14 protein-coding genes are annotated in these 19,227 nt (G+C 73.8%); 9 read left to right on the forward strand and 5 right to left on the reverse strand.

Annotated features, from left to right (window positions below; genetic code table 11):
- Nucleotides 1-121: 121 nt before the first annotated feature.
- The 3 genes from GD970_RS06490 to GD970_RS06500 form a co-directional block, all read right to left on the reverse strand.
- Nucleotides 122-3,961 (reverse strand): multifunctional oxoglutarate decarboxylase/oxoglutarate dehydrogenase thiamine pyrophosphate-binding subunit/dihydrolipoyllysine-residue succinyltransferase subunit, encoded by a 3,840-nt coding sequence (locus GD970_RS06490; protein ID WP_152202079.1) that lies wholly within the window; start codon nucleotides 3,959-3,961, stop codon nucleotides 122-124.
- A 295-nt stretch (nucleotides 3,962-4,256) separates the two neighbouring features.
- On the reverse strand, nucleotides 4,257-5,327 hold the full coding sequence (locus GD970_RS06495; RefSeq protein ID WP_152202080.1) for a HAMP domain-containing sensor histidine kinase: 1,071 nt from the start codon (nucleotides 5,325-5,327) through the stop codon (nucleotides 4,257-4,259).
- A complete protein-coding gene (locus GD970_RS06500; protein ID WP_152202081.1) occupies nucleotides 5,320-6,075 on the reverse strand; it encodes a response regulator transcription factor in 756 nt (251 codons plus the stop codon). Before GD970_RS06500 ends, GD970_RS06495 begins: the two co-directional genes overlap by 8 nt.
- Before the next feature lie 205 nt (nucleotides 6,076-6,280).
- Here GD970_RS06500 and GD970_RS06505 point away from each other — a divergent pair, with 205 nt between their 5' ends.
- The 8 genes from GD970_RS06505 to GD970_RS06540 all read left to right on the forward strand — a co-directional run bounded on the left by GD970_RS06505 (nucleotide 6,281) and on the right by GD970_RS06540 (nucleotide 15,324).
- Complete coding sequence (locus GD970_RS06505) at nucleotides 6,281-7,585, forward strand: hemolysin family protein (protein WP_152202130.1); 1,305 nt, start codon at nucleotides 6,281-6,283, stop codon at nucleotides 7,583-7,585.
- Nucleotides 7,582-8,625 (forward strand): hemolysin family protein, encoded by a 1,044-nt coding sequence (locus GD970_RS06510; protein ID WP_152202082.1) that lies wholly within the window; start codon nucleotides 7,582-7,584, stop codon nucleotides 8,623-8,625. Before GD970_RS06505 ends, GD970_RS06510 begins: the two co-directional genes overlap by 4 nt.
- Before the next feature lie 236 nt (nucleotides 8,626-8,861).
- Nucleotides 8,862-10,214, forward strand: a complete 1,353-nt coding sequence (locus tag GD970_RS22450) for a M23 family metallopeptidase (protein ID WP_152202083.1) — start codon at nucleotides 8,862-8,864, stop codon at nucleotides 10,212-10,214.
- Between the two features lie 346 nt (nucleotides 10,215-10,560).
- Nucleotides 10,561-11,322 carry an ABC transporter ATP-binding protein gene (locus GD970_RS06520; RefSeq protein WP_152202084.1) on the forward strand — a complete coding sequence of 254 codons (762 nt, stop codon included), beginning with the start codon at nucleotides 10,561-10,563 and terminating at the stop codon, nucleotides 11,320-11,322.
- Complete coding sequence (locus GD970_RS06525) at nucleotides 11,315-12,007, forward strand: ABC transporter ATP-binding protein (RefSeq protein WP_152202085.1); 693 nt, start codon at nucleotides 11,315-11,317, stop codon at nucleotides 12,005-12,007. Before GD970_RS06520 ends, GD970_RS06525 begins: the two co-directional genes overlap by 8 nt.
- A 180-nt stretch (nucleotides 12,008-12,187) precedes the next feature.
- Entirely contained in the window at nucleotides 12,188-13,408 is a 1,221-nt protein-coding gene (locus tag GD970_RS06530; RefSeq protein WP_452179187.1) for an ABC transporter substrate-binding protein, read from the forward strand.
- 57 nt (nucleotides 13,409-13,465) lie between these two features.
- On the forward strand, nucleotides 13,466-14,335 hold the full coding sequence (locus GD970_RS06535) for a branched-chain amino acid ABC transporter permease (RefSeq protein WP_152202087.1): 870 nt from the start codon (nucleotides 13,466-13,468) through the stop codon (nucleotides 14,333-14,335).
- A complete protein-coding gene (locus tag GD970_RS06540) occupies nucleotides 14,332-15,324 on the forward strand; it encodes a branched-chain amino acid ABC transporter permease (RefSeq protein ID WP_152202088.1) in 993 nt (330 codons plus the stop codon). Before GD970_RS06535 ends, GD970_RS06540 begins: the two co-directional genes overlap by 4 nt.
- 157 nt (nucleotides 15,325-15,481) lie before the next feature.
- Here GD970_RS06540 and GD970_RS06545 read toward each other — a convergent pair whose 3' ends face one another.
- Both GD970_RS06545 and GD970_RS06550 read right to left on the reverse strand, forming a co-directional pair.
- A complete protein-coding gene (locus GD970_RS06545; RefSeq protein ID WP_152202089.1) occupies nucleotides 15,482-17,356 on the reverse strand; it encodes a helix-turn-helix domain-containing protein in 1,875 nt (624 codons plus the stop codon).
- Between the two features lie 204 nt (nucleotides 17,357-17,560).
- Nucleotides 17,561-18,322: a 3-hydroxybutyrate dehydrogenase gene (locus tag GD970_RS06550; RefSeq protein WP_152202090.1), complete on the reverse strand. Its 762-nt coding sequence runs from the start codon at nucleotides 18,320-18,322 to the stop codon at nucleotides 17,561-17,563.
- Nucleotides 18,323-18,425: 103 nt separating this feature from the next.
- Here GD970_RS06550 and GD970_RS06555 point away from each other — a divergent pair, with 103 nt between their 5' ends.
- The gene (locus GD970_RS06555) at nucleotides 18,426-19,196 is read left to right on the forward strand and encodes a glycerophosphodiester phosphodiesterase (protein ID WP_152202091.1); all 771 of its coding nucleotides are present in this window, start codon (nucleotides 18,426-18,428) and stop codon (nucleotides 19,194-19,196) included.
- Nucleotides 19,197-19,227: the final 31 nt, after the last annotated feature.

Consider the following 19,227-nt stretch of genomic DNA (forward strand, 5'->3'; position numbering starts at 1 on the left):
GTCCGGCCCGGCCCTCCCGCTTGTCACAAGATGACGTCTCGCGACCTTCGTGACGTCTCGCGACCTTCGTGACGTCTCGCGACCTTCGTGACGTCTCAGCGCGCGTGTGCGTGGTGCTGCGTCAGCGGGCGAAGGCGCGGTCCATGAGCTCCGCGTTCTCCTCCACGTGCCGCTTGTGCGACCCGGTCGACGGCGAGGCCGCCTCCGGGCGGGAGACCACCTGCAGCGACCGCCCGCCGAGCGCGCCCGGCAGGTGGTCGGAGACGTAGGTCCACGGGCCCTGGTTCTCCGGCTCGTCCTGGACCCACACCAGCTCCGCGTTCGGGAACTTCGCGAGCTCCTCGGCGATCTGGCCGTGCTCGAGCGGGTAGAGCTGCTCGAGGCGGACGATCGCGACGGTCGGGTCCTCGTCCTTGAGCCGGCGGGCGGCCAGGTCGTAGTAGACGCGCCCGGAGCACAGCAGCACGCGGCGGACCTGCTGGGCGCCGTCGAGCACCCGCTGCTCCACCTCGCCGATGACGGGCCGGAAGGTGCCCTCGGTGAAGTCCTCCACCGACGACGCCGCCGCCTTCAGGCGCAGCAGCTGCTTGGGGGAGAACAGGATCAGCGGCTTGCGCGGGCGGGCGTAGGCCTGCCGGCGCAAGAGGTGGAAGTGGTTCGCCGGGGTCGACGGCTGCGCCACCACCATGTTCTCCTCCGCGCACAGCTGCAGGTACCGCTCGATGCGGGCGGAGGAGTGGTCCGGGCCCTGCCCCTCGTAGCCGTGCGGCAGCAGCAGCACCAGGGAGGAGCGCTGGCCCCACTTCTGCTCCGAGGAGGAGATGAACTCGTCGATGACGATCTGCGCGCCGTTGGCGAAGTCGCCGAACTGCGCCTCCCACAGCACCAGGGCGTCCGGGCGCTCGACGGAGTACCCGTACTCGAAGGCCATGGCCGCGTACTCGCTCAGGGAGGAGTCGTAGATCCAGAACTTCGCCTGGTCGGGGGTGAGGTACAGCAGCGGGGTCCACTCGGCACCGGTGCGGTGGTCGTGGAGCACGGCGTGACGCTGCGTGAAGGTGCCGCGGCGGGAGTCCTGGCCCGCCAGGCGCACCGGGGTGCCCTCCATGAGCAGCGAGCCGAAGGCGAGGATCTCGCCGAAGCCCCAGTCGATGCCGCCATCACGCGACATCTGGTCACGCCGCTCGAGGAGCTTGCGCAGCTTGGGGTGGACGTCGAAGCCCTCCGGCGGGCGCACGTGCGCCTGCCCGATGCGCTCGAGCACCTCGGCGGGCACGGCGGTGCTCCAGCCGACCATGGTCCCGGCGTCCTCGTGCTGGGACTCGGGCCGCTCCAGCCCCTGGACCTGCTCGCCCGACTCCGGCGGGGTCCACCCGCTCTCGCGGGTCTCGGTGAAGGCCCGCTCGAGCTCGCGCTGGTAGTCCTGCAGCGCGGACTGGGCCTGCTCCTCGGTGAGGTCGCCGCGGCCGACGAGGGACTCGGTGTACAGGGCGCGCACCGAGCGCTTGTTCTCGATGAGGGAGTACATCACCGGCTGGGTCATCGAGGGGTCGTCGCCCTCGTTGTGCCCGCGGCGGCGGTAGCACACCATGTCGATGACGACGTCCTTGTGGAAGCGCTGGCGGTACTCGAACGCCAGCTCCGCCACCCGGGCCACCGCCTCCGGGTCGTCCCCGTTGACGTGGAAGACCGGGATCTGCAGCCCCTTGACGATGTCGGTCGCGTAGTACGACGACCGCGAGCTCGACGGGCCGGTGGTGAAGCCGATCTGGTTGTTGACGATGATGTGCACCGTGCCGCCGGTGCGGTAGCCGCGCAGCTGGGACAGCTGCAGCGTCTCGGTGACCACGCCCTGGCCGGCGAACGCGGCGTCGCCGTGGATCATCACCGGCAGGACCGAGAAGCCCTGCTCGCCCAGGTCGATGCGGTCCTGCTTGGCGCGCACCACGCCCTCGATGACGCCGTCGGCGGCCTCGAGGTGGGAGGGGTTCGCGGCCAGGTAGACCTTGGTCTCGGCCCCGTCGGGGGCGGTGAACTTCCCGACCGTGCCCAGGTGGTACTTCACGTCGCCGGAGCCCTGGACCGTGCGGGGGTCCTGGTTGCCCTCGAACTCGGAGAAGATCTGCCGGTAGGACTTGCCCGCGATGTTGGCCAGCACGTTGAGCCGGCCGCGGTGGGCCATGGCGATGCCGACCTCGTCCAGGCCCTCCTGGGCGGCCCCGGTGAGCAGCACGTCCAGCAACGGGATGAGGGACTCGCCGCCCTCGAGGGAGAACCGCTTCTGGCCGACGTACTTCGTCTGCAGGAACGTCTCGAACGCCTCGGCGGCGCCGAGCTTCTTGAGGATCTGCAGCTGTTGCTCGCTCGACGGCTTGGCGTAGGGCCGCTCCAGGCGGTCCTGGAACCACTGCCGTTGGGTGCGGTCGGCGATGTGCATGTACTCGATGCCGACCGTGCGGCAGTACGCGTCGCGCAGCTGGTTGAGGATGTCGCGCAGGGTGGCGCGGGAGGTGTTGCCGAACCCGCCGGTGGGGAACTGGCGCTCGAGGTCCCACAGCGTCAGCCCGTAGTTGGTGATGTCCAGGTCCGGGTGGCGGCGCTGGCGGTAGGCCAGCGGGTCGGTGTCGGCGATGAGGTGGCCGCGGGAGCGGTAGGCGTGGATGATCTCCGCGATCCGCGCCGGCTTGCCCAGCTCGTTCTCGGGGCTGTACTCGACGTCCTGCATCCAGCGCACGGGCTCGTAGGGCACGCGCAGGGAGGTGAAGACGCGGTCGTAGAACCCGTCGGTGCCGAGCAGCTTGGTCTCGATGATCTTGAGGAACTCGCCCGACGCCGCCCCCTGGATGATGCGGTGGTCGTAGGTCGAGGTCAGGGTGAGGACCTTCGAGACGCCCAGCCGCGCGAGGGTGGCGGGGGAGGAGCCGGCGAACTCGGCCGGGTAGTTCATCGCCCCGACGCCGATGATCGTCCCCTGGCCCTTCATCAGGCGCGGGATGGAGTGCACCGTGCCGATGCCGCCGGGGTTGGTCAGCGAGATCGTCGTCCCGGCGTAGTCCTCGAGGGTCAGCTTGTTGTTGCGCGCCTCGCGGACCAGGTCCTCGTAGGCGGCCCAGAACTGGGCAAAGTCCATCTCGTCGGCCGCCTTGACGGAGGGCACCACGAGGGAGCGGGTGCCGTCCGGCTTGGGCAGGTCGATGGCCAGGCCGAAGTTGACGTGCGCAGGCTGGAAGACGGCCGGCTTGCCGTCCTCGGTCTGCGAGTAGGAGTAGTTCATGTCCGGCATCTCGGCCAGCGCCTCGACCATGGCGAAGCCGATGAGGTGCGTGAACGAGATCTTCCCGCCGCGCGAGCGCGCGAGGTGGTTGTTGACGACGATCCGGTTGTCGATCATCACCTTCGCCGGCACGGCCCGCACGGACGTGGCGACCGGCACCTCGAGGCTGGTCTCCATGTTCTGCACGGTGCGGGCGGCGACGCCGCGCAGCTTGACCGTCTCGTCCTGGGTCTCGGGGTAGACCTCGGCCGCACGGGCCGCGGTCACCCGCTCGGCGTAGGGCGACGTCGGCGGCTGGGCGGCCACCGGCGGGGCCGGCGGGAGGTCGGCGCGGACGGCCTCGGTGGCCGGCTGCTGGGACCGGGCGTCGACGTGCAGGCCCGGCTCGCGGGTGACGGCGGCGTCCGGGCGGCTGGTCGGCGCCGCGTCGGCCGGGGCGCCGGGGACGCCAGGGGCCGGGCGGCTGGACGGGGGCGCGGCGGGGGCCTCGGCCGGGGCCGTGGACGGGCGGGCGGGGGAGGCGGTGGTGGCCGAGCCGCCGTTGCCGCCGTCATAGCTCTCGAAGAAGTCCCACCACGCGGGGTCGACGGACTTCTTGTCCTTGCGGTACTTCTCGTAGAGCTCCTCGATGAGCCATTCGTTGGCACCGAAAGCAGCCATGGGGTCGTGGTGTTCCTGCGTGGACACTCGGAAATCGCCCTCTTCCAGGGGGTGTGACGAAGATCCCTACAACCCTAGGCGATCTGGGCGGTCGACCTCGCATCCAAGGGCCCCTCGGCGCGATTTTCGGGCGCTCTCGGGGGGCTGTGCGGGGGCGGGACCAAGCGGGGGTCAAGCCGTCGTCACAGGTGACTAGGACCTTGGTCCGGGGTCGGTCTGGGACGGCCGTCGACGCCGCGTGGGTGCGCGCGGGGTGAGCCCCGCCTGTCGCCCGCCGGCGCACGGGGGCAGCCGGGCCGGCCCGTGCGCGGCGCGCCCGGGGTCAGCCCTGCCGATCGGCGCGCGGCCCCCGGGCGGGCAGCCGCACCCGGATCGTCGCGCCCTCGCCCGGCGCGGAGTCGGCGACGGCGATCGTGCCCCCGTGCAGGGACACCGCCCACCGGGCGATGGCCAGGCCGAGCCCGGTGCCGCCGGTGGCCGGCCCGGTGCCGGTGGTGGTCCCGCGCTGGAAGCGGCCGAAGATGCGCTCGCGCTCGGCCGCCGGCACCCCGGCGCCCTGGTCGACGACGTCGAGGACCACCTCCTGGCGCCGGGCGCCGAGCCCGGCGCGCACGGTCACCTCCGACCCGGGCGGGGTGTGCCGGGCGGCGTTGTGCAGGAGGTTGGCCAGCACCTGCGACAGCCGCGCGGCGTCGGCCCGCACCCGCAGGTCCGGCGGGGTGACCTGGACACGCCAGCGCACGTCCCGGCCCGCGGCCCGGGTCGCCCCGGCGACCTCCTGGACGACGTCGTCGACGAGCTCGCGCACCGCGAGATCGGCGAGATCCAGGCCGACGGCGCCCGCCTCCAGCCGCGACAGGTCCAGCAGGTAGGTGACCAGCTCGCCCAGGCGCTCGGTCTGGGCCAGGGCGGCGCCCAGGGTGGCGGCGTCGGCGGGCACGACGCCGTCGACCATGTTCTCCAGCTGCGCGCGCAGCGCCGCCACCGGCGTGCGCAGCTCGTGGGAGACGTTGGCGACCATCTCCCGGCGCAGCCGGTCCTCGGAGGCTAGGTCGTCGGCCATGGAGTTGAACGCCTCGGCCAGCTGGCCGACCTCGTCGCGGCTGGTGGCCCGCACCCGGCGGGAGTAGTCCCCGCGTGCCATCGCCCGCGCGGCCGCCGTCATCTCGCGCAGGGGGGAGGTCATGCCGCGGGCGAGCACCTGGGTGAGCACGAGCGCGCCGACGATCGCCAGCGGGAAGGTCCGGGTGGGCCCGAGGTGGTGGTACAGGCCGATCCACGTGAGGAAGGCCGCCGCGGTGACCGTGGCGGCGACGAGGACGCCGAGCTTGGTCTTGATCGAGCGCAGGCGGTCCAGCGGGCGCGGCACCAGCCGGCCCACGCCCTCACGCATCGCGGGCGGGAGCGGGCCGGGTGGGCCGGGCCGGCTGGGCGGGCTCCAGGGCGTAGCCCACGCCGTGGACGGTGCGCACCAGGTCCGCGCCGAGCTTGCGCCGCAGCGCCTTGACGTGGGAGTCCACGGTGCGGGTGCCCGAGGCGTCGACCCAGTCCCACACCTCCTCGAGGAGCTGCTCGCGGCTGAGGACGCTGCGCGGGCGCCGCGCCAGGCACACCAGCAGCTCGAACTCCGTCGGGGTGAGGTGGGCCTCCCGGCCGTCGCGGGTGACGCGGTGCTGGTCGGTGTCGATGACCAGGTCGCCCAGGACGAGCGGGGCGCGGGGGTCCGGCTCGGCCCCGGCGCGCGAGCGCTCCCGCTCCACCCGGCGCAGCAGCGCCTTGAGCCGGGCGACGAGCTCGCGCATGGAGAACGGCTTGGTCATGTAGTCGTCGGCCCCCACGCCCAGGCCCGCGAGCATGTCCGCCTCGTCGTCGCGGGCGGTGAGCATGAGCACCGGCACGGCCCGCTCGGCCTGGATGCGCCGGCAGACCTCCAGCCCGTCCAGGCCCGGCAGCATCACGTCGAGGACGACGACGTCGGGCGCCACCGACCGCGCGGCCGTGACGGCGGCCGGGCCGTCCGCGGCCAGGTGGACCCGCCAGCCCTCGGCCTCGAGCCGGTGGGCGATCTGGGTGGCGATGTCCGGCTCGTCCTCCACGACGAGGACCGCCGGCGGGACCGGGGCCTGCGGCACTGTGCTCATGGGCCGAAGCGTGGCACACCGGCCCGCGCGGGGCCTGGACGACGGGCCTGCCACGCTCCGGCCGCGCTCCCTCGTAGAATCGCCTCACCATGCGACGCTCCCGCCGCGGTCGACATCCCGACCCTCCTGATCCCGACCGACCTGCCGCCCCGACCGCCGCCCGCCCCGCGTGCCGCGGCGCCGCCCTCCCCGGGGGCCCCGCGTGCTGACCGAGTGGTTGCTCGTCCTGCTCGGCGTCGTCCTCACCGCCGGGACCGCCGTGTTCGTCGCCGCGGAGTTCGCCCTCGTCGCGCTCGACCCGGGCACCGTCGAGGGCCGGGCGGCGGCGGGGGACCGCCGCGCCGCCCGGGTGAGCCGGGCGCTCAAGCGGCTGTCCCTGGAGCTCTCCGGCGCCCAGGTGGGCATCACGCTCACCACCATCCTGCTCGGCTACACCACCCAGTCCGCGCTGGCCGCGCTGCTCGTCGGGCCGCTGGGCGACGCCGGCCTCGCCCAGGCCGCGGCGACCGCCACCGCCGTCGTGCTCTCCCTGGTGGTCGTCAACACCTTCTCGATGGTCTTCGGCGAGCTGGTGCCCAAGAACCTCGCGCTGGCCGACCCCCTCGCCACGGCCGGCCTCGTGGCCCCCGTGCAGGCCGGGTTCACCCGCGCGCTGCGCCCGCTCATCACCGCGCTCAACGACTCGGCCAACGCGATCCTGCGCCGCTTCGGCATCGAGGCGGCCGAGGAGCTCTCCGGCGGCCGCTCCGCCTCCGAGCTCGCCGCGCTCGTGCGCCGCTCGGCCGAGCAGGGCACCCTCGACGTCTCCACCGCCACCCTGCTCACCCGCTCCATCGGGCTGGGCGCCCTGACGGCGGTGGACGTCATGACCCACCGCACGCGCCTGCACACCCTCACCCGCACCCAGACGGCGGCCGAGGTCGTCGCTCTCGCCCGGACCACCGGGCACTCCCGCTTCCCGGTCATCGGCGACGACAGCGACGACATCGTGGGCCTGGTCCACCTGCGCCGGGCCATCGCCGTGCCCTACGAGCGGCGCGGCGAGGTGCCGGTGGCGTCGTCGTCCCTCATGGTCCCCGCGCCGCGGGTGCCCGAGACCCTCGCCCTGGCCCCGCTGCTGGTCCAGCTGCGCGACTCCGGGCTGCAGATGGCCGTCGTCGTCGACGAGTACGGCGGCACCTCCGGGGTGGTCACCCTCGAGGACGTCGTCGAGGAGATCGTCGGCGACGTCGCGGACGAGCACGACCGCCGCCGGTCCGGCGTGCACGCCGGGCCGGGCGGGACCTGGGTGGTCCCCGGGGTGCTGCGCCCCGACGAGCTCGGCCACAAGACCGGCCTGTGGGTGCCCGACGACGGCCCCTACGAGACCCTCGGCGGGCTCGTCATGGACCGGCTCGGGCGCGTGCCGCGCGCCGGGGACGAGGTCCGGGTGGGCGGCGCGGTGCTGCACGTCGAGCAGATGGACGGCCGGCGGGTCGACCGCCTGCGGGTCTGGCCGGAGGAGGCATGAGCACCTCCACCGCCCTGCTCGTGGGCCTGCTGCTGCTCGCCGGCAACGCCTTCTTCGTCGGTGCCGAGTTCGCCGTCATGTCCGCCCGCCGCAGCCGCATCGAGCCGCTGGCCGAGCGCTCGCGGGCGGCGCGCACCGTGCTGTACGCGATGGAGCACGTCACCCTCATGCTCGCCTGCGCGCAGCTCGGGGTGACGCTGTGCTCCACCGGGCTGGGCGCCGTGGCCGAGCCGGCCATCGCGGGCCTGGTCGAGGCGCCGCTGGTGGCGCTCGGCCTGCCCGCCGGCGCCTCGCACGTCGTCGGCTTCACCCTCGCCCTGGTCCTGGTCGTGTACCTGCACGTGGTGATCGGCGAGATGGTGCCCAAGAACCTGTCGGTGACCTCCCCGGAGCGCGCGGCGCTGCTGCTCGCCCCGCCGCTGGTCGCGCTGTCGAAGGTGCTGCACCCGGTGATCGCCGGGCTCAACTGGGTCGCCAACGTCTTCCTGCGCCTCGTCGGCATCGAGCCGAAGGACGAGGTCGCCTCGGCCTTCACCGCCGAGGAGGTGGGCGCCATCGTCGAGCGCTCGCGGGCGGAGGGGGTGCTCCAGGACGACCTCGGCCTGCTCACCGGGGCGCTGGAGTTCTCCGCCGAGACCGCCTCGCGGGTGATGGTCCCGCTCGGCTCGCTGGTGACCCTGCCGCTGGGCTGCACGCCCGAGGAGGTCGAGCGGGAGGTGGCCCGCACCGGCTACTCCCGCTTCCCGCTGGCCGACGCCGCGGGGGAGCTGGTGGGCTACCTGCACGTCAAGGACGTCCTCTACGCCGAGGGCGACGCGCGCAGCCGCCCGGTGCCCTCCTGGCGGGTGCGGGCGCTGGCGTCGGTCGCGCCCGGGGACGAGGTCGAGGAGGCGCTCGGGGCGATGCAGCGGTCGGGCGCCCACCTGGCGTCCGTGGCGGACGCCGGCCGCGTCGTGGGGGTCGTGTTCCTCGAGGACATCCTGGAGGAGCTGGTCGGCGAGGTGCGTGACTCGATGCAGCGGGAGCAGGCCCGCGGCTGAGGCGGCGGCGACGCGCTTGTGACCTGCGTCACAGGATAAGGACTGTTTGCGTCCCTGGCGTTTGGCGGCGTAAAGCCCCAGGTCAGCGGGTTGTGGGGCCCTGGCTCGGTTGTGAGCAGGTTTTGGACTCACATGTTTGTCGTCCGTTACTGTTCCGTGACAAGCCACCCCCCGGGGCTCGCCCCGACCGTAGTTCCGCTCGGCCTCCGGCCGAGTTCCCTCCGGAGGTCGTACCGATGTCAGGTCCTGCTGTGCCCGCCCCCGAGGCACCGCTGACTCGTCGACAGATCCGCGAGGCGGAACGCGCCCGGGAGGCCGCACGGCAGGCCGCCGCCGCACCCGTCCAGGCGACCGCGGGGGCGCCCGCCCCGGCCGAGGTGGCCGCGACCCCGCTCCCGACCCGCAGCAGCCTCCGCGCCGCCGAGCGCGCCCGCGCCGCGGGTGAGGGCGTCCAGGCGGCCGCCGTCGCACCCGCAGAGGCGGCCACCGCCGTCCCGCGTGGCACCGTCAGCCCGGCGACGGCGCCGACCCCCGCCGCGGCGCCCCAGGCCCCCGCGCAGCCCGAGGTGCGCACCCGTGCCGCCGCCCGCCGCGCCGCCCAGGAGGCCGCCGGCCGGCAGGAGCGGGCCGGCGCACCGGGGGGCCTCGCGTGGGTCCCGGTCGGCGGCCAGGCCGCGGCCGAGCCGACGCCGGCCGCCGCGCGGGCCGACCGCACCCCGACCGAGGTGTTCATCCACCAGTCGCACACCCGCCCGGCCGCCAGCCGGCGGGCGATGCGCGGCCAGGCCGCCCACCCCGTAGCCCACGGCCGGACCCGCGGCTGGGCGCCGCGCGCCGCCGTCCTCGGCGCCCTCGGGGCGCTGACCATCGTGGCGCCCCTGACCGGGCTGGCCGGGCCGGACGAGGCCTCCTCGGCGCAGGCGCTCACCTCGGTCGACACCGAGGCGAGCCTGCTCGAGCTGCTCGACGCCCAGTCCGCCGCCACGGCGCTGGCCGCCGCGCCGGCCAGCCTGCTCGCCGACCCCGGCGCCGCCAGCCGGGCCGCCGCCCTGCAGGCCTCCCGGGCGAACGAGCGCGACGCCCTCACGTGCACCCCCGACGGCGCGAACGGCGTGCGTGCCGCGGTGACCGAGCGCAAGACGCAGGTCGTCATGCCGGTCGCCGCCGGCTCCTACCGCCTGTCCTCCTCCTACGGCTACCGCAACAGCCCGTTCACCGGCTACAGCAAGCACCTGGGCGAGGACTTCTCCGCCCGGATGGGCACCCCGATCCACGCCGTCGCGGACGCCACGGTGGACTACGTCGGGGTGGGCAAGGACGGCCGCTCGAGCATGCTGGTCATCCTCAAGCACCAGATCGGCGGCCAGACCTTCTACAGCTGGTACGTGCACATGTACCCCGACGGCATCCACGTCCGGGAGGGCCAGCAGGTCCAGGCCGGGGACGTCATCGCCGAGGTGGGCAGCAACGGCAACTCCACCGGCCCGCACCTGCACCTCGAGATCCACGCCGCCGACGGGAAGACCACCCTCGACCCGCTGGTGTGGCTCAAGGAGCACGGCGCCGTCGACGTCTCCGCCCTCTGCTGACGGGCGAGCGCCCCTTCCGCCGCTGACGGGCCGGCTGCCGCCGTCGTCCGTCGTCCCCTCTCGCCGGCGCGCGTCCCGCGACGCCGGCACCACCTCCCGAGGGCCACTCGAGACCCTCCGGCGCTGGTGCCGACCCACACCTCCGCGACCGGGCGAGCCCACCGACACGTCCACCCGGGCAGCCCCTCACAGCGGGGTGGCGCCGTCCGGAAAGTGGTCGAGGCGGACATTTCTCTCGTGTGCTTTGTGGTGATCGGGCACATGGCCCGGTCCCGGGCCTGTTTCTAACGTTCCCCCATGCCCCGCCGCGCCCGGCGGGGACGGCAACGAAGCCAGGGAGGAACGCGTGACGTCGAGCAGTGCGGCGCTGCGGGCCAGCGGCCTGTCCAAGGAGTTCCGGGGGTTCCGGGCGGTCAGCGCCGTCGACCTCGAGGTGGCCGCGGGCAGCGTGCACGCGCTCGTCGGTCCCAACGGGGCCGGCAAGACCACCCTGTTCAACCTCCTCACCGGCTTCCTCAAGCCCACCACGGGCACCATCACCGTCTTCGGCGAGGACGTCACCGGCCTGCAGCCGGAGCAGATCGCGCACAAGGGGGTGGCCAGGTCCTTCCAGATCACCAGCCTCTTCGAGAACCTCAACCCCCGCGAGCACGTCGAGCTGGCGCTGCAGAGCCGCACGCGCCAGGGCCGGAAGTTCTGGCGCTCGGAGAAGCTGCTGGGCCGTTTCACCGGCCGTGCGAGCGAGCTGCTCGACCTCGTCGGGCTCGCCGAGCTCGCCGAGAAGCCGGCCGGGCTGCTCGCCTACGGGCAGAAGCGCGCGCTGGAGATGGCCATCGTGCTGGCGCTCGAGCCCAAGGTGCTCCTGCTCGACGAGCCGACGGCGGGCATGGGCATCGAGGACGTCCACCGCACCATCGAGCTCGTCCGGCGGATCGCCGAGGGGCGCACCGTGGTGTTCGTCGACCACAACATGCACGTGGTCGGCAGCCTCGCCGACCGCGTGACCGTGCTCCAGCAGGGGAAGGTCCTCGCCGAGGGCACCTACGACGAGGTCCGCACCGACCCCCGGGTCATCACCGCCTACCTGGGGGAGGCCAGCCATGCTTGAGGTCCGCGGCCTGAAGGCCTGGTACGGCGAGGCCCAGGCGCTCGACGACGTCGACATCGACGTCGCCGAGGGCGAGGTGGTCACCCTCGTCGGGCGCAACGGCGCGGGCAAGACCACCTTGCTGCGCAGCCTCATCGGGCTGCACCGCCACGTCGCCGGCAGCATCCGCTTCGCCGGCACCGAGCTGGTCGGCATGCCTGCCCACCGCCGGGCGCGGCGCGGCCTGGGCTGGGTCCAGGACGACCGCGGCATCTACGCCAGCCTCGACGTCGAGGAGAACCTCCTGCTGCCGCCGGTCGTCTCGGACCGGGCCTGGCCGCTGGAGAAGGTCTACGACGCCTTCCCCGTCCTGGCCGAACGACGCCGGGCCGCGGGCACCACCCTCTCGGGCGGCGAGCAGCAGATGCTCGCCATCGCACGGGTCCTGCGCACCGGCGCGCGCCTGCTCCTCCTCGACGAGCCCACCGAGGGGCTCGCGCCCGTGATCGTCCAGCGCATCGGGGAGATCATCCGCGAGGTCAAGGCCGCCGGCGTGACCGTGCTGCTCATCGAGCAGAACGTGAAGTTCGCCGCCACGGTCGCCGACAGCCACTACCTCCTGGCCCAGGGCCGCATCGTCGCCCACCTGGGCAACGAGGAGTTCGAGGCCCGCGAGTCCGAGCTGCTCGAGCACCTCGGGGTCTGACCCGGCCGCGCCCACCGGACGGCTTCACCCGCCGGCCGCACCCACCGGGGGCCACACCACCGCCCCACCGCACGCACCACCCGATTGCACCCGCCCGAGAGCACCACCCACCGCCCTCACCGACCGACCACAGAGAGAAGGACCATGAGCAAGAAGCTTGCAGGTGGCGCCGCCACCCTGATGTCCGGAGCGCTCCTCCTGGCCGCCTGTTCCCAGGGCGGCCCGGCCAGTGCCGGCGGGGACTTCACCGACGACAAGGTGGTCATCGGCGTCCTCAACGACCAGTCCGGCGTCTACAAGGACCTCTCCGGCCCCAACAGCGTCAAGGCGGTGGAGATGGCCATCGCCGACTACAAGGAGAAGTACGGCGACAAGGCCGTCGTGGACACGATCGAGGTGGTCCAGGCCGACCACCAGAACAAGCCCGAGATCGCCAACACCAAGGCCCAGGAGATGTACGAGCGCCAGGGCGCGGACATCATCCTCGACGTGCCCGCGTCCTCGGCGGCGCTGGCGGTGGCCAGCCAGGCCGACTCGCACAAGAAGCTGCACTTCAACATCGGCGCCGCCACCACCGAGCTGACCGGCGCGCAGTGCAGCCCGTACGTCTACCACTGGGCCTACGACACCTACCAGCTCGCCAACGGCACCGGCACGACGGTGACCGAGAACGGCGGGAAGACCTGGCAGATCATCTACCCCGACTACGCCTTCGGCCAGGACATGGAGAAGTCCTTCACCGCGGCGGTGGAGGGCGCCGGGGGCACCGTGGCCGGCAAGATCGCCACCCCCTTCCCCAACGACAACTTCTCCACCTTCCTCACCCGCGCCGCGGCCGACAAGCCCGACGTGATCGGCACCATGCAGGCCGGCGGCGACCTCATCAACCTCGTCAAGCAGTACAACGAGGCCGGCCTGCGCGACCAGGGCATCGCCCTCGCCGTCGGCCTGATGTTCATCACCGACATCCACTCCCTGGGCGTCGAGCAGTTCGAGGGCACCACCTTCACCGACGCCTGGTACTGGAACATGGACGACCAGGCCCGGGAGTGGGCCGACCGGTTCCAGGAGGAGACCGGGTCCCGCCCGTCCTTCGCCCACGCCGGCAACTACTCCGCGGCGATGCAGTACCTCGAGGCCGTCCAGGCCGTCGGCAGCGACGACGCCGACAAGGTCACCGAGAACCTCGACGGCAAGGAGGTCGAGGACGTCTTCCTGCGCAACGGCAAGATCCGCGCCGAGGACCACCGCGTCATCCACGACGTCTACCTCGCCAAGGTCAAGGCGCCCTCCGAGGTCACCGAGGACTGGGACTACGAGGAGATCCTCAACACGATCCCTGCCGAGCAGGCCTTCCGGCCGGTCGCCGACTCCGCCGCCGCCGGCTGCAAGCTCGGCTGACCACGGGTGTGCCGGGCGCGCCCGCGCCCGGCACACCACGGACAAGGTGAGGGGACGATGAACGAGATCCTCCAGTACACGGTCCAGGGCCTCGCGGCGGGCAGCTTCTACGCCCTTGCCGCGCTCGGGCTGGCCGTCATCTTCGGCGTGCTCGGCGTGGTGAACTTCGCCCACGGCGCCTGCTACATGCTCGGCGCCATCGCCGCCGCCGTCCTCCAGGACCTGCTGGGCCTGAGCTTCTGGTGGGCGCTGCTGGTGGTGCCGGCCCTGCTCTTCCTGTTCGGGGTCCTCATGGAGCGCCTCTTCGTGCGCTGGCTCCTGGCGCTCGACCCGCTGTACAACTTCCTGCTCACCTTCGGGCTGACGCTGGTGCTGGTCGACCTCGTCAAGCGCCAGTACGGCGTCTCGGGACTGCCCTACGCCCGGCCCGACATCTTCAACGGGCAGGTCCTGCTCGGGAGTCTCCGCCTGCCCACCTACCAGGTGTTCGTCTTCCTCTTCTCGGTGCTCGTGTGCCTGGCGGTGTGGCTGATCATGACCCGCACCCGGATCGGCATGATCGTGCGGGCTTCGACCGAAAGGTCGGAGCTCGCCCAGGCCCTGGGGGTCAACGTCGGCCGGTGGGTGACGCCGGTGTTCGGCTTCGGCATCGCGCTCGCGGGCCTGGCCGGGGTGCTCGCCGCCCCCTTCCGGGCCATCACCGCGGACATGGGGTCGAACTTCATCATCATCCTCTTCGCCGTGGTGGTCATCGGCGGGCTCGGGTCCATCGTGGGCGCCGTCGTCGCCGGCTTCCTCGTCGGGCTCGCCGAGGCCTTCGGGCAGGCCTACGCCCCGACGTACGCCCAGGTTGTGATCTTCGTGCTCATGGCCGCCGTGGTGCTCGTGCGCCCGGCCGGCCTGTTCGGACGGGAGGAGATGGCATGACCCAGTCCGCCGTGCTGCCCGAGTCAGCGGTCGAGGCGGAGGCGCGCGTCGCCCGCCGCCCGTGGCAGCGCTGGGCGCTGCTCGCCGTCGGCCTCGCCGTCGCCCTCACCCTGCCGTGGGTGATCTACCCGCCGGTGGCGATGGACATCGCCTGCTGGGCGCTGTTCGCCGTCGCCCTGGACATCCTGCTCGGCTACGGCGGGCTGCTCTCCTTCGGCCACGCCGCCTTCTGGGGCGGGTCCGCCTACGTCACCGGGCTCGTCGCGCTCAAGGTGGGCGTCCCCTTCCCGCTGGCGGTGCTCGCCGGCGCGCTCGCGGCCATGGCGCTCGCCCTGCCCGTGGGCTACCTGTCGGTGCGCCGGTCGGGGATCTACTTCGCCATGGTCACGCTGGCCTTCGCGCAGATGGTCTACTTCCTGGCCAACAAGCGCGGCGACATCACCGGCGGGGAGAACGGGCTGCAGTCGGTGCCCACGTCGTTCTTCGGGATCGAGGCCGTGGAGACCGACTCGTTCTACTTCTACTACGCGGCGCTGCCGATCATCGTGGCGGGGCTGTGGTTCGCCTGGCGGGTCGTGCACTCGCCCTTCGGCCGGGTGCTCGTCTCCATCCGCGACAACGCCCCCCGCGCCCGGGCCCTGGGCTACGACGTCGACAAGTACAAGGTCGCCGCGTTCGTCATCTCCGCCGGGCTGGCCGGCCTGGCGGGCGGGCTGTACGCCATCAGCCACGGGTTCGTCTCCCTGCAGGAGGTCAACTGGACCACCTCGGGGAAGGTCGTGCTCATCACCGTCCTGGGCGGGATCGGCACGCTGTGGGGCGGCGTCGTCGGCGCGGCGATCATCATCACCCTCGAGGACCAGCTCGCCTCGTCCGGGTTCGAGGGGATCGGCATCATCACCGGCGCCGTGTTCGTCGTCGTCGTGCTGCTCTTCCGCCGCGGGGTGTGGGGCACCGCGCGGCACCTGCTGGCGCGCAAGCGGCAGTAGCGGGGGAGCTGGTGCGTCGGCGTCGGCGTCGGCGTCGGCCGGGGTAGGGGAAAGTGGGGGAGCGGGCCCGGGACCGAGAGGTCCCGGGCCCGCGCGCGTGGTGCCGTGGGCGCGAGGATCGGTAGCGCTCGCGGGGATGGGTAGCGCTCGCGCGACGTCAGGGGCGCAGCAGGCCCGCCAGCCGCAGCGCCAGCTGCACCTCGAGGAGGCGCTCGGGCCCGTTCCACCCGGCGCCGAGGAGCTGGGTGACCCGGTCGAGGCGCTGGGTCACGGTGTTGGCGTGGACGTGCAGGGCCGCGCCCGTGCGGCTGAGGTTCGAGCCCTGGGCGAAGTAGGTCTGCAGGGTGCGCACCAGCGCGGTGCCGCGCTCGGCGTCGTAGTCGAGCACCGGCCCCAGCACCGAGCGCACGTAGGCCCCGACGTCGCGGCGCTCGCCGAGCAGCAGCCCGACGAAGCCGAGATCGCCGGCCTCGGCCACGTCGCCGGTGCGCCCCAGCGCCAGCAGCGTGGCCAGGCACCGGGCCGCCTCGGCGTGCGCGGCGGTGATGGCGGTGGTGCCCACGGCCGGGCCGGCGGCGCCGGCGGTGAGCCGGCGCCCGACGGCGTGCCCGACCTCCTCCCCGGCCAGCCGGGCGGCGGCGCGCGGCTCCAGCCCGGGCAGGACGAGCACGAGCCGGCCCTGGTGGACGGCCGAGAGCCCGTGGTGGCGCGAGGCGAGGAACTCGGCCGCCTGCGCCGCCCGGGTGCGGTCCCCGGCGAGCTCGGCGACGACGACGGCGTGCGGGGCGTCGAGGTCCGCGCCGACGAGGCGGGCCCGCTCGCGCAGCACCTTGGGGTCGCGCTCGTCCTCGGCGAGGACGTCGAGGAGCAGCTCGCCGCGCAGCCGGCCCTCCGTCTCGGCGAGGCTGCGCCGGAAGAGCAGCAGCAGGGCGGTGACGAGGGCCGCGCGCTCGAGGATGCGCCGGTCGGCCTCGTCGAGGGGCTCCTCGCGGCGCAGCACCAGGGTGCCGAGGTGGTCCGCGCCGGCGGCCACGGGCGCGGCGCACAGGCCGGGGGCCAGGGTGGTCCGGCTGGTGGGGGAGATGCCGGCGAGCAGCGCCGCCTCGCCGTCCGGCTCCGGGGCGCCGGGATCGGTGCAGGCCAGCACGTGCCCGGCGGGGTCGACCATGCGGACCTCGCCGCCGAGGACGGCGCGCAGCTCGCGGGCGACGTCGTCGACGTCGCCGCCCTGGAGGACCAGCGCGGTGAGGCGGTCGTGGGCGTCGGCGGCCCGCTCCACGCTGAGGGTGCGCGCCTGGAGCAGCTCGCCGGCCACGCGCAGGTCGTGCAGCGCCTGCTGGGTCTCGGCGAGCAGGCGGGCGTTGTCGATGGCGATGGCCGCGTGGGCGGCGAAGGAGACGAGCAGGGCGATGTCGTCGCGGCCGAACGGACGCACGGTGCGGTTGGCGGCGTAGAGGACGCCGATGACCCGCCGGCCCAGCAGCAGCGGCACCCCGACGATGGAGGTCAGGCCCTCGTCGGCGACCGCGTCGTCGATGCCGCTGGTGTGGTCGAACCGGGCGTCCTCGAAGTAGCTCGCGGTGGCGTAGGGGGTCGCGGTCTGGGCCACCAGGCCGCCCAGGCCGGCGCCGAGCGGCAGGCGCACCGCGCGGAAGAGAGCCGACGTCGCGCCGTCGGTCACCCGCATGTAGGTGTCCCCGGCCTCCTCGTCGTTGAGGGAGAGGTAGGCGACGTCGCTGTGCAGCAGCAGCCGCACCCGGTGCACGATCGCCTCGAGCACCTCGTCGACGTCGCTGAGGGCGGCCAGCGCGGCGGCCGTCTCGTACAGCGCGGCCAGCTCGCTCTCGCGGCGTCGGCGGCTCTCGAGCACCCCGCGCACCTGCAGCGCGAGCACCTTGGCCCGCTCGACCTCGGCGAGGGTCGCGGGGTCGGCGCCCGCCGCGCGCGCCGCCAGCACCGGCCCCTCGAACTCGACCGGGGCGGCGTCGCGCGCCAACAGCTCGAGGTACTCCAGTGTGGCCACGGGCCACATTGTGGCCGAACCCGGCGTGGAACGGGCGCGGCTGGTGGGCAGCGGCGCGCCGCGCGCCCCGGCCCGCGGCGGGCGGGGCGAGGGCAGCGGCCCCGGGCGGGGGCCGTCGGGCCGTCGTCCGGCGTCGTCCCCGTGCCGGCGGCCGGCGTCGTCCGCGTGCCGCCGGCCGGCCCCGCCCCCGGCCGGCGCGCTGCCCGGTGCCATCTAGTGTGCCGACCAGCCGCCGTCGAGCACGAGGTTGGTGCCGGTGACGAACGCCGCGTCGGGCGAGCACAGGTAGGCGACGGCGGCGGCCACCTCCTCCGGCTCCAGCAGGCGCTTGATCGCGGACTTCTGCAGCATGACCGTGCTGAGCACCTCCTCCTCGGAGATGCCGTGGACCCGGGCCTGGTCGCTGACCTGCTGCTCGACCAGCGGGGTGCGCACGTACCCGGGGTTGACGCAGTTGCTCGTCACCCCGTGCGGCGCGCCCTCGAGGGAGAGGACCTTGGACAGGCCCTCCAGCCCGTGCTTGGCGGAGACGTAGGCCGACTTGAAGGCGCTGGCGCGCAGCCCGTGGGCGCTGGAGATGTGCACGAGGCGGCCCCAGCCGCGCTCGTACATGTGGGGGAGGGCCGCCCGGGTGAGGAGGAAGGGCGCCTCCAGCATGAGCCGGAGGATGAAGGCGAAGCGCTCGGGCGGGAACTCGTGCACCGGGGCGACGTGCTGGACCCCCGCGTTGTTGACGAGGATGTCCGCCTCCAGGCGCAGGTCCGCCAGGTCCTCCGTCCGGGCCAGGTCCACCGCCCACGGCTCCCCGCCGATCTCCTCGGCCAGCGCCCGCGCCCCCGCCGCGTCGCGGTCGCACACCACGACCTGGGCCCCGGCCGCGGCGAGGCGGCGGGCGACGGCGGCGCCGATCCCGCTCGCGCCACCAGTGACCACTGCCCGCCTGCCCTGCAGGTCGACACCATTGTCCTGAATCATGGCGAAAACCTACGGACGGGGCCGCGCCCGCTCGATGGTCCCGGGCCACATAGTTCAGCACCCGGGAGTGTGGCCGTCCCAATGCCGCCCGGGCCGGCCCGCAATGGAGGAAGATAGAACCGTGAGTTGCAGGTATCTCGAGGGCCCCGGCCCCATCGCTTTCGCCCATCGCGGCGGCGCCCGCGAGGTCCCGGAGAACTCCCGGGCGGCGGTGGAGCACACCCTCGCGCTGGGCCTCGGGTACCTCGAGACGGACGTGCGCGCGAGCGCCGACGGCGTCGCCGTCCTGAGCCACGACCCCACCGTGGACCGCACCACCGACGGCACCGGCCGGGTCGACGAGCTGACGTGGGCCCGGCTGGCCGAGCTGCGCGACGCCTCGGGGGAGCGCCCCCTGCGCCTGGACGAGCTGCTCGGCGACTACCCGACGCTGCGCGTGAACATCGACGCCAAGGACGACCGCGTGGTCGACCCGCTGGTGGCCGCGATCGAGCGCACCGGCGCCCAGGACCGGGTCGGGCTGGCCTCCTTCTCCGACGCCCGCCTCGCCCGGCTCGGAGCCCGGCTGCCCGGGGTGGCCAGGAGTCTCGGCCGGCGCGGCGTCGGCCGGCTCCTCGCCGCGGCCCGGGTGGGCCGGCTGGCGCCCGTCCCGCCCGCCGCCTGCGTCCAGGTGCCGCCGAGCTACCGAGGCGTGCCCGTCGTCACGCCCCGCTTCGTCCAGGCGGCCCACCGCCGCGGCCTGGCGGTGCACGTGTGGACCGTCGACGAGCCCGCCGAGATGGTCCGCCTCCTCGACCTGGGCGTGGACGGCCTCATCACCGACCGGCCCCGCGTGCTGCGCGACGTCCTCGACGGGCGCGGCGCATGGCACTGACCGGGGCGGACACGACCGCCCGATATGCTCC

This window comes from Georgenia thermotolerans, assembly GCF_009193185.1.
In the GTDB taxonomy this organism is placed as follows: domain Bacteria; phylum Actinomycetota; class Actinomycetes; order Actinomycetales; family Actinomycetaceae; genus Georgenia; species Georgenia thermotolerans.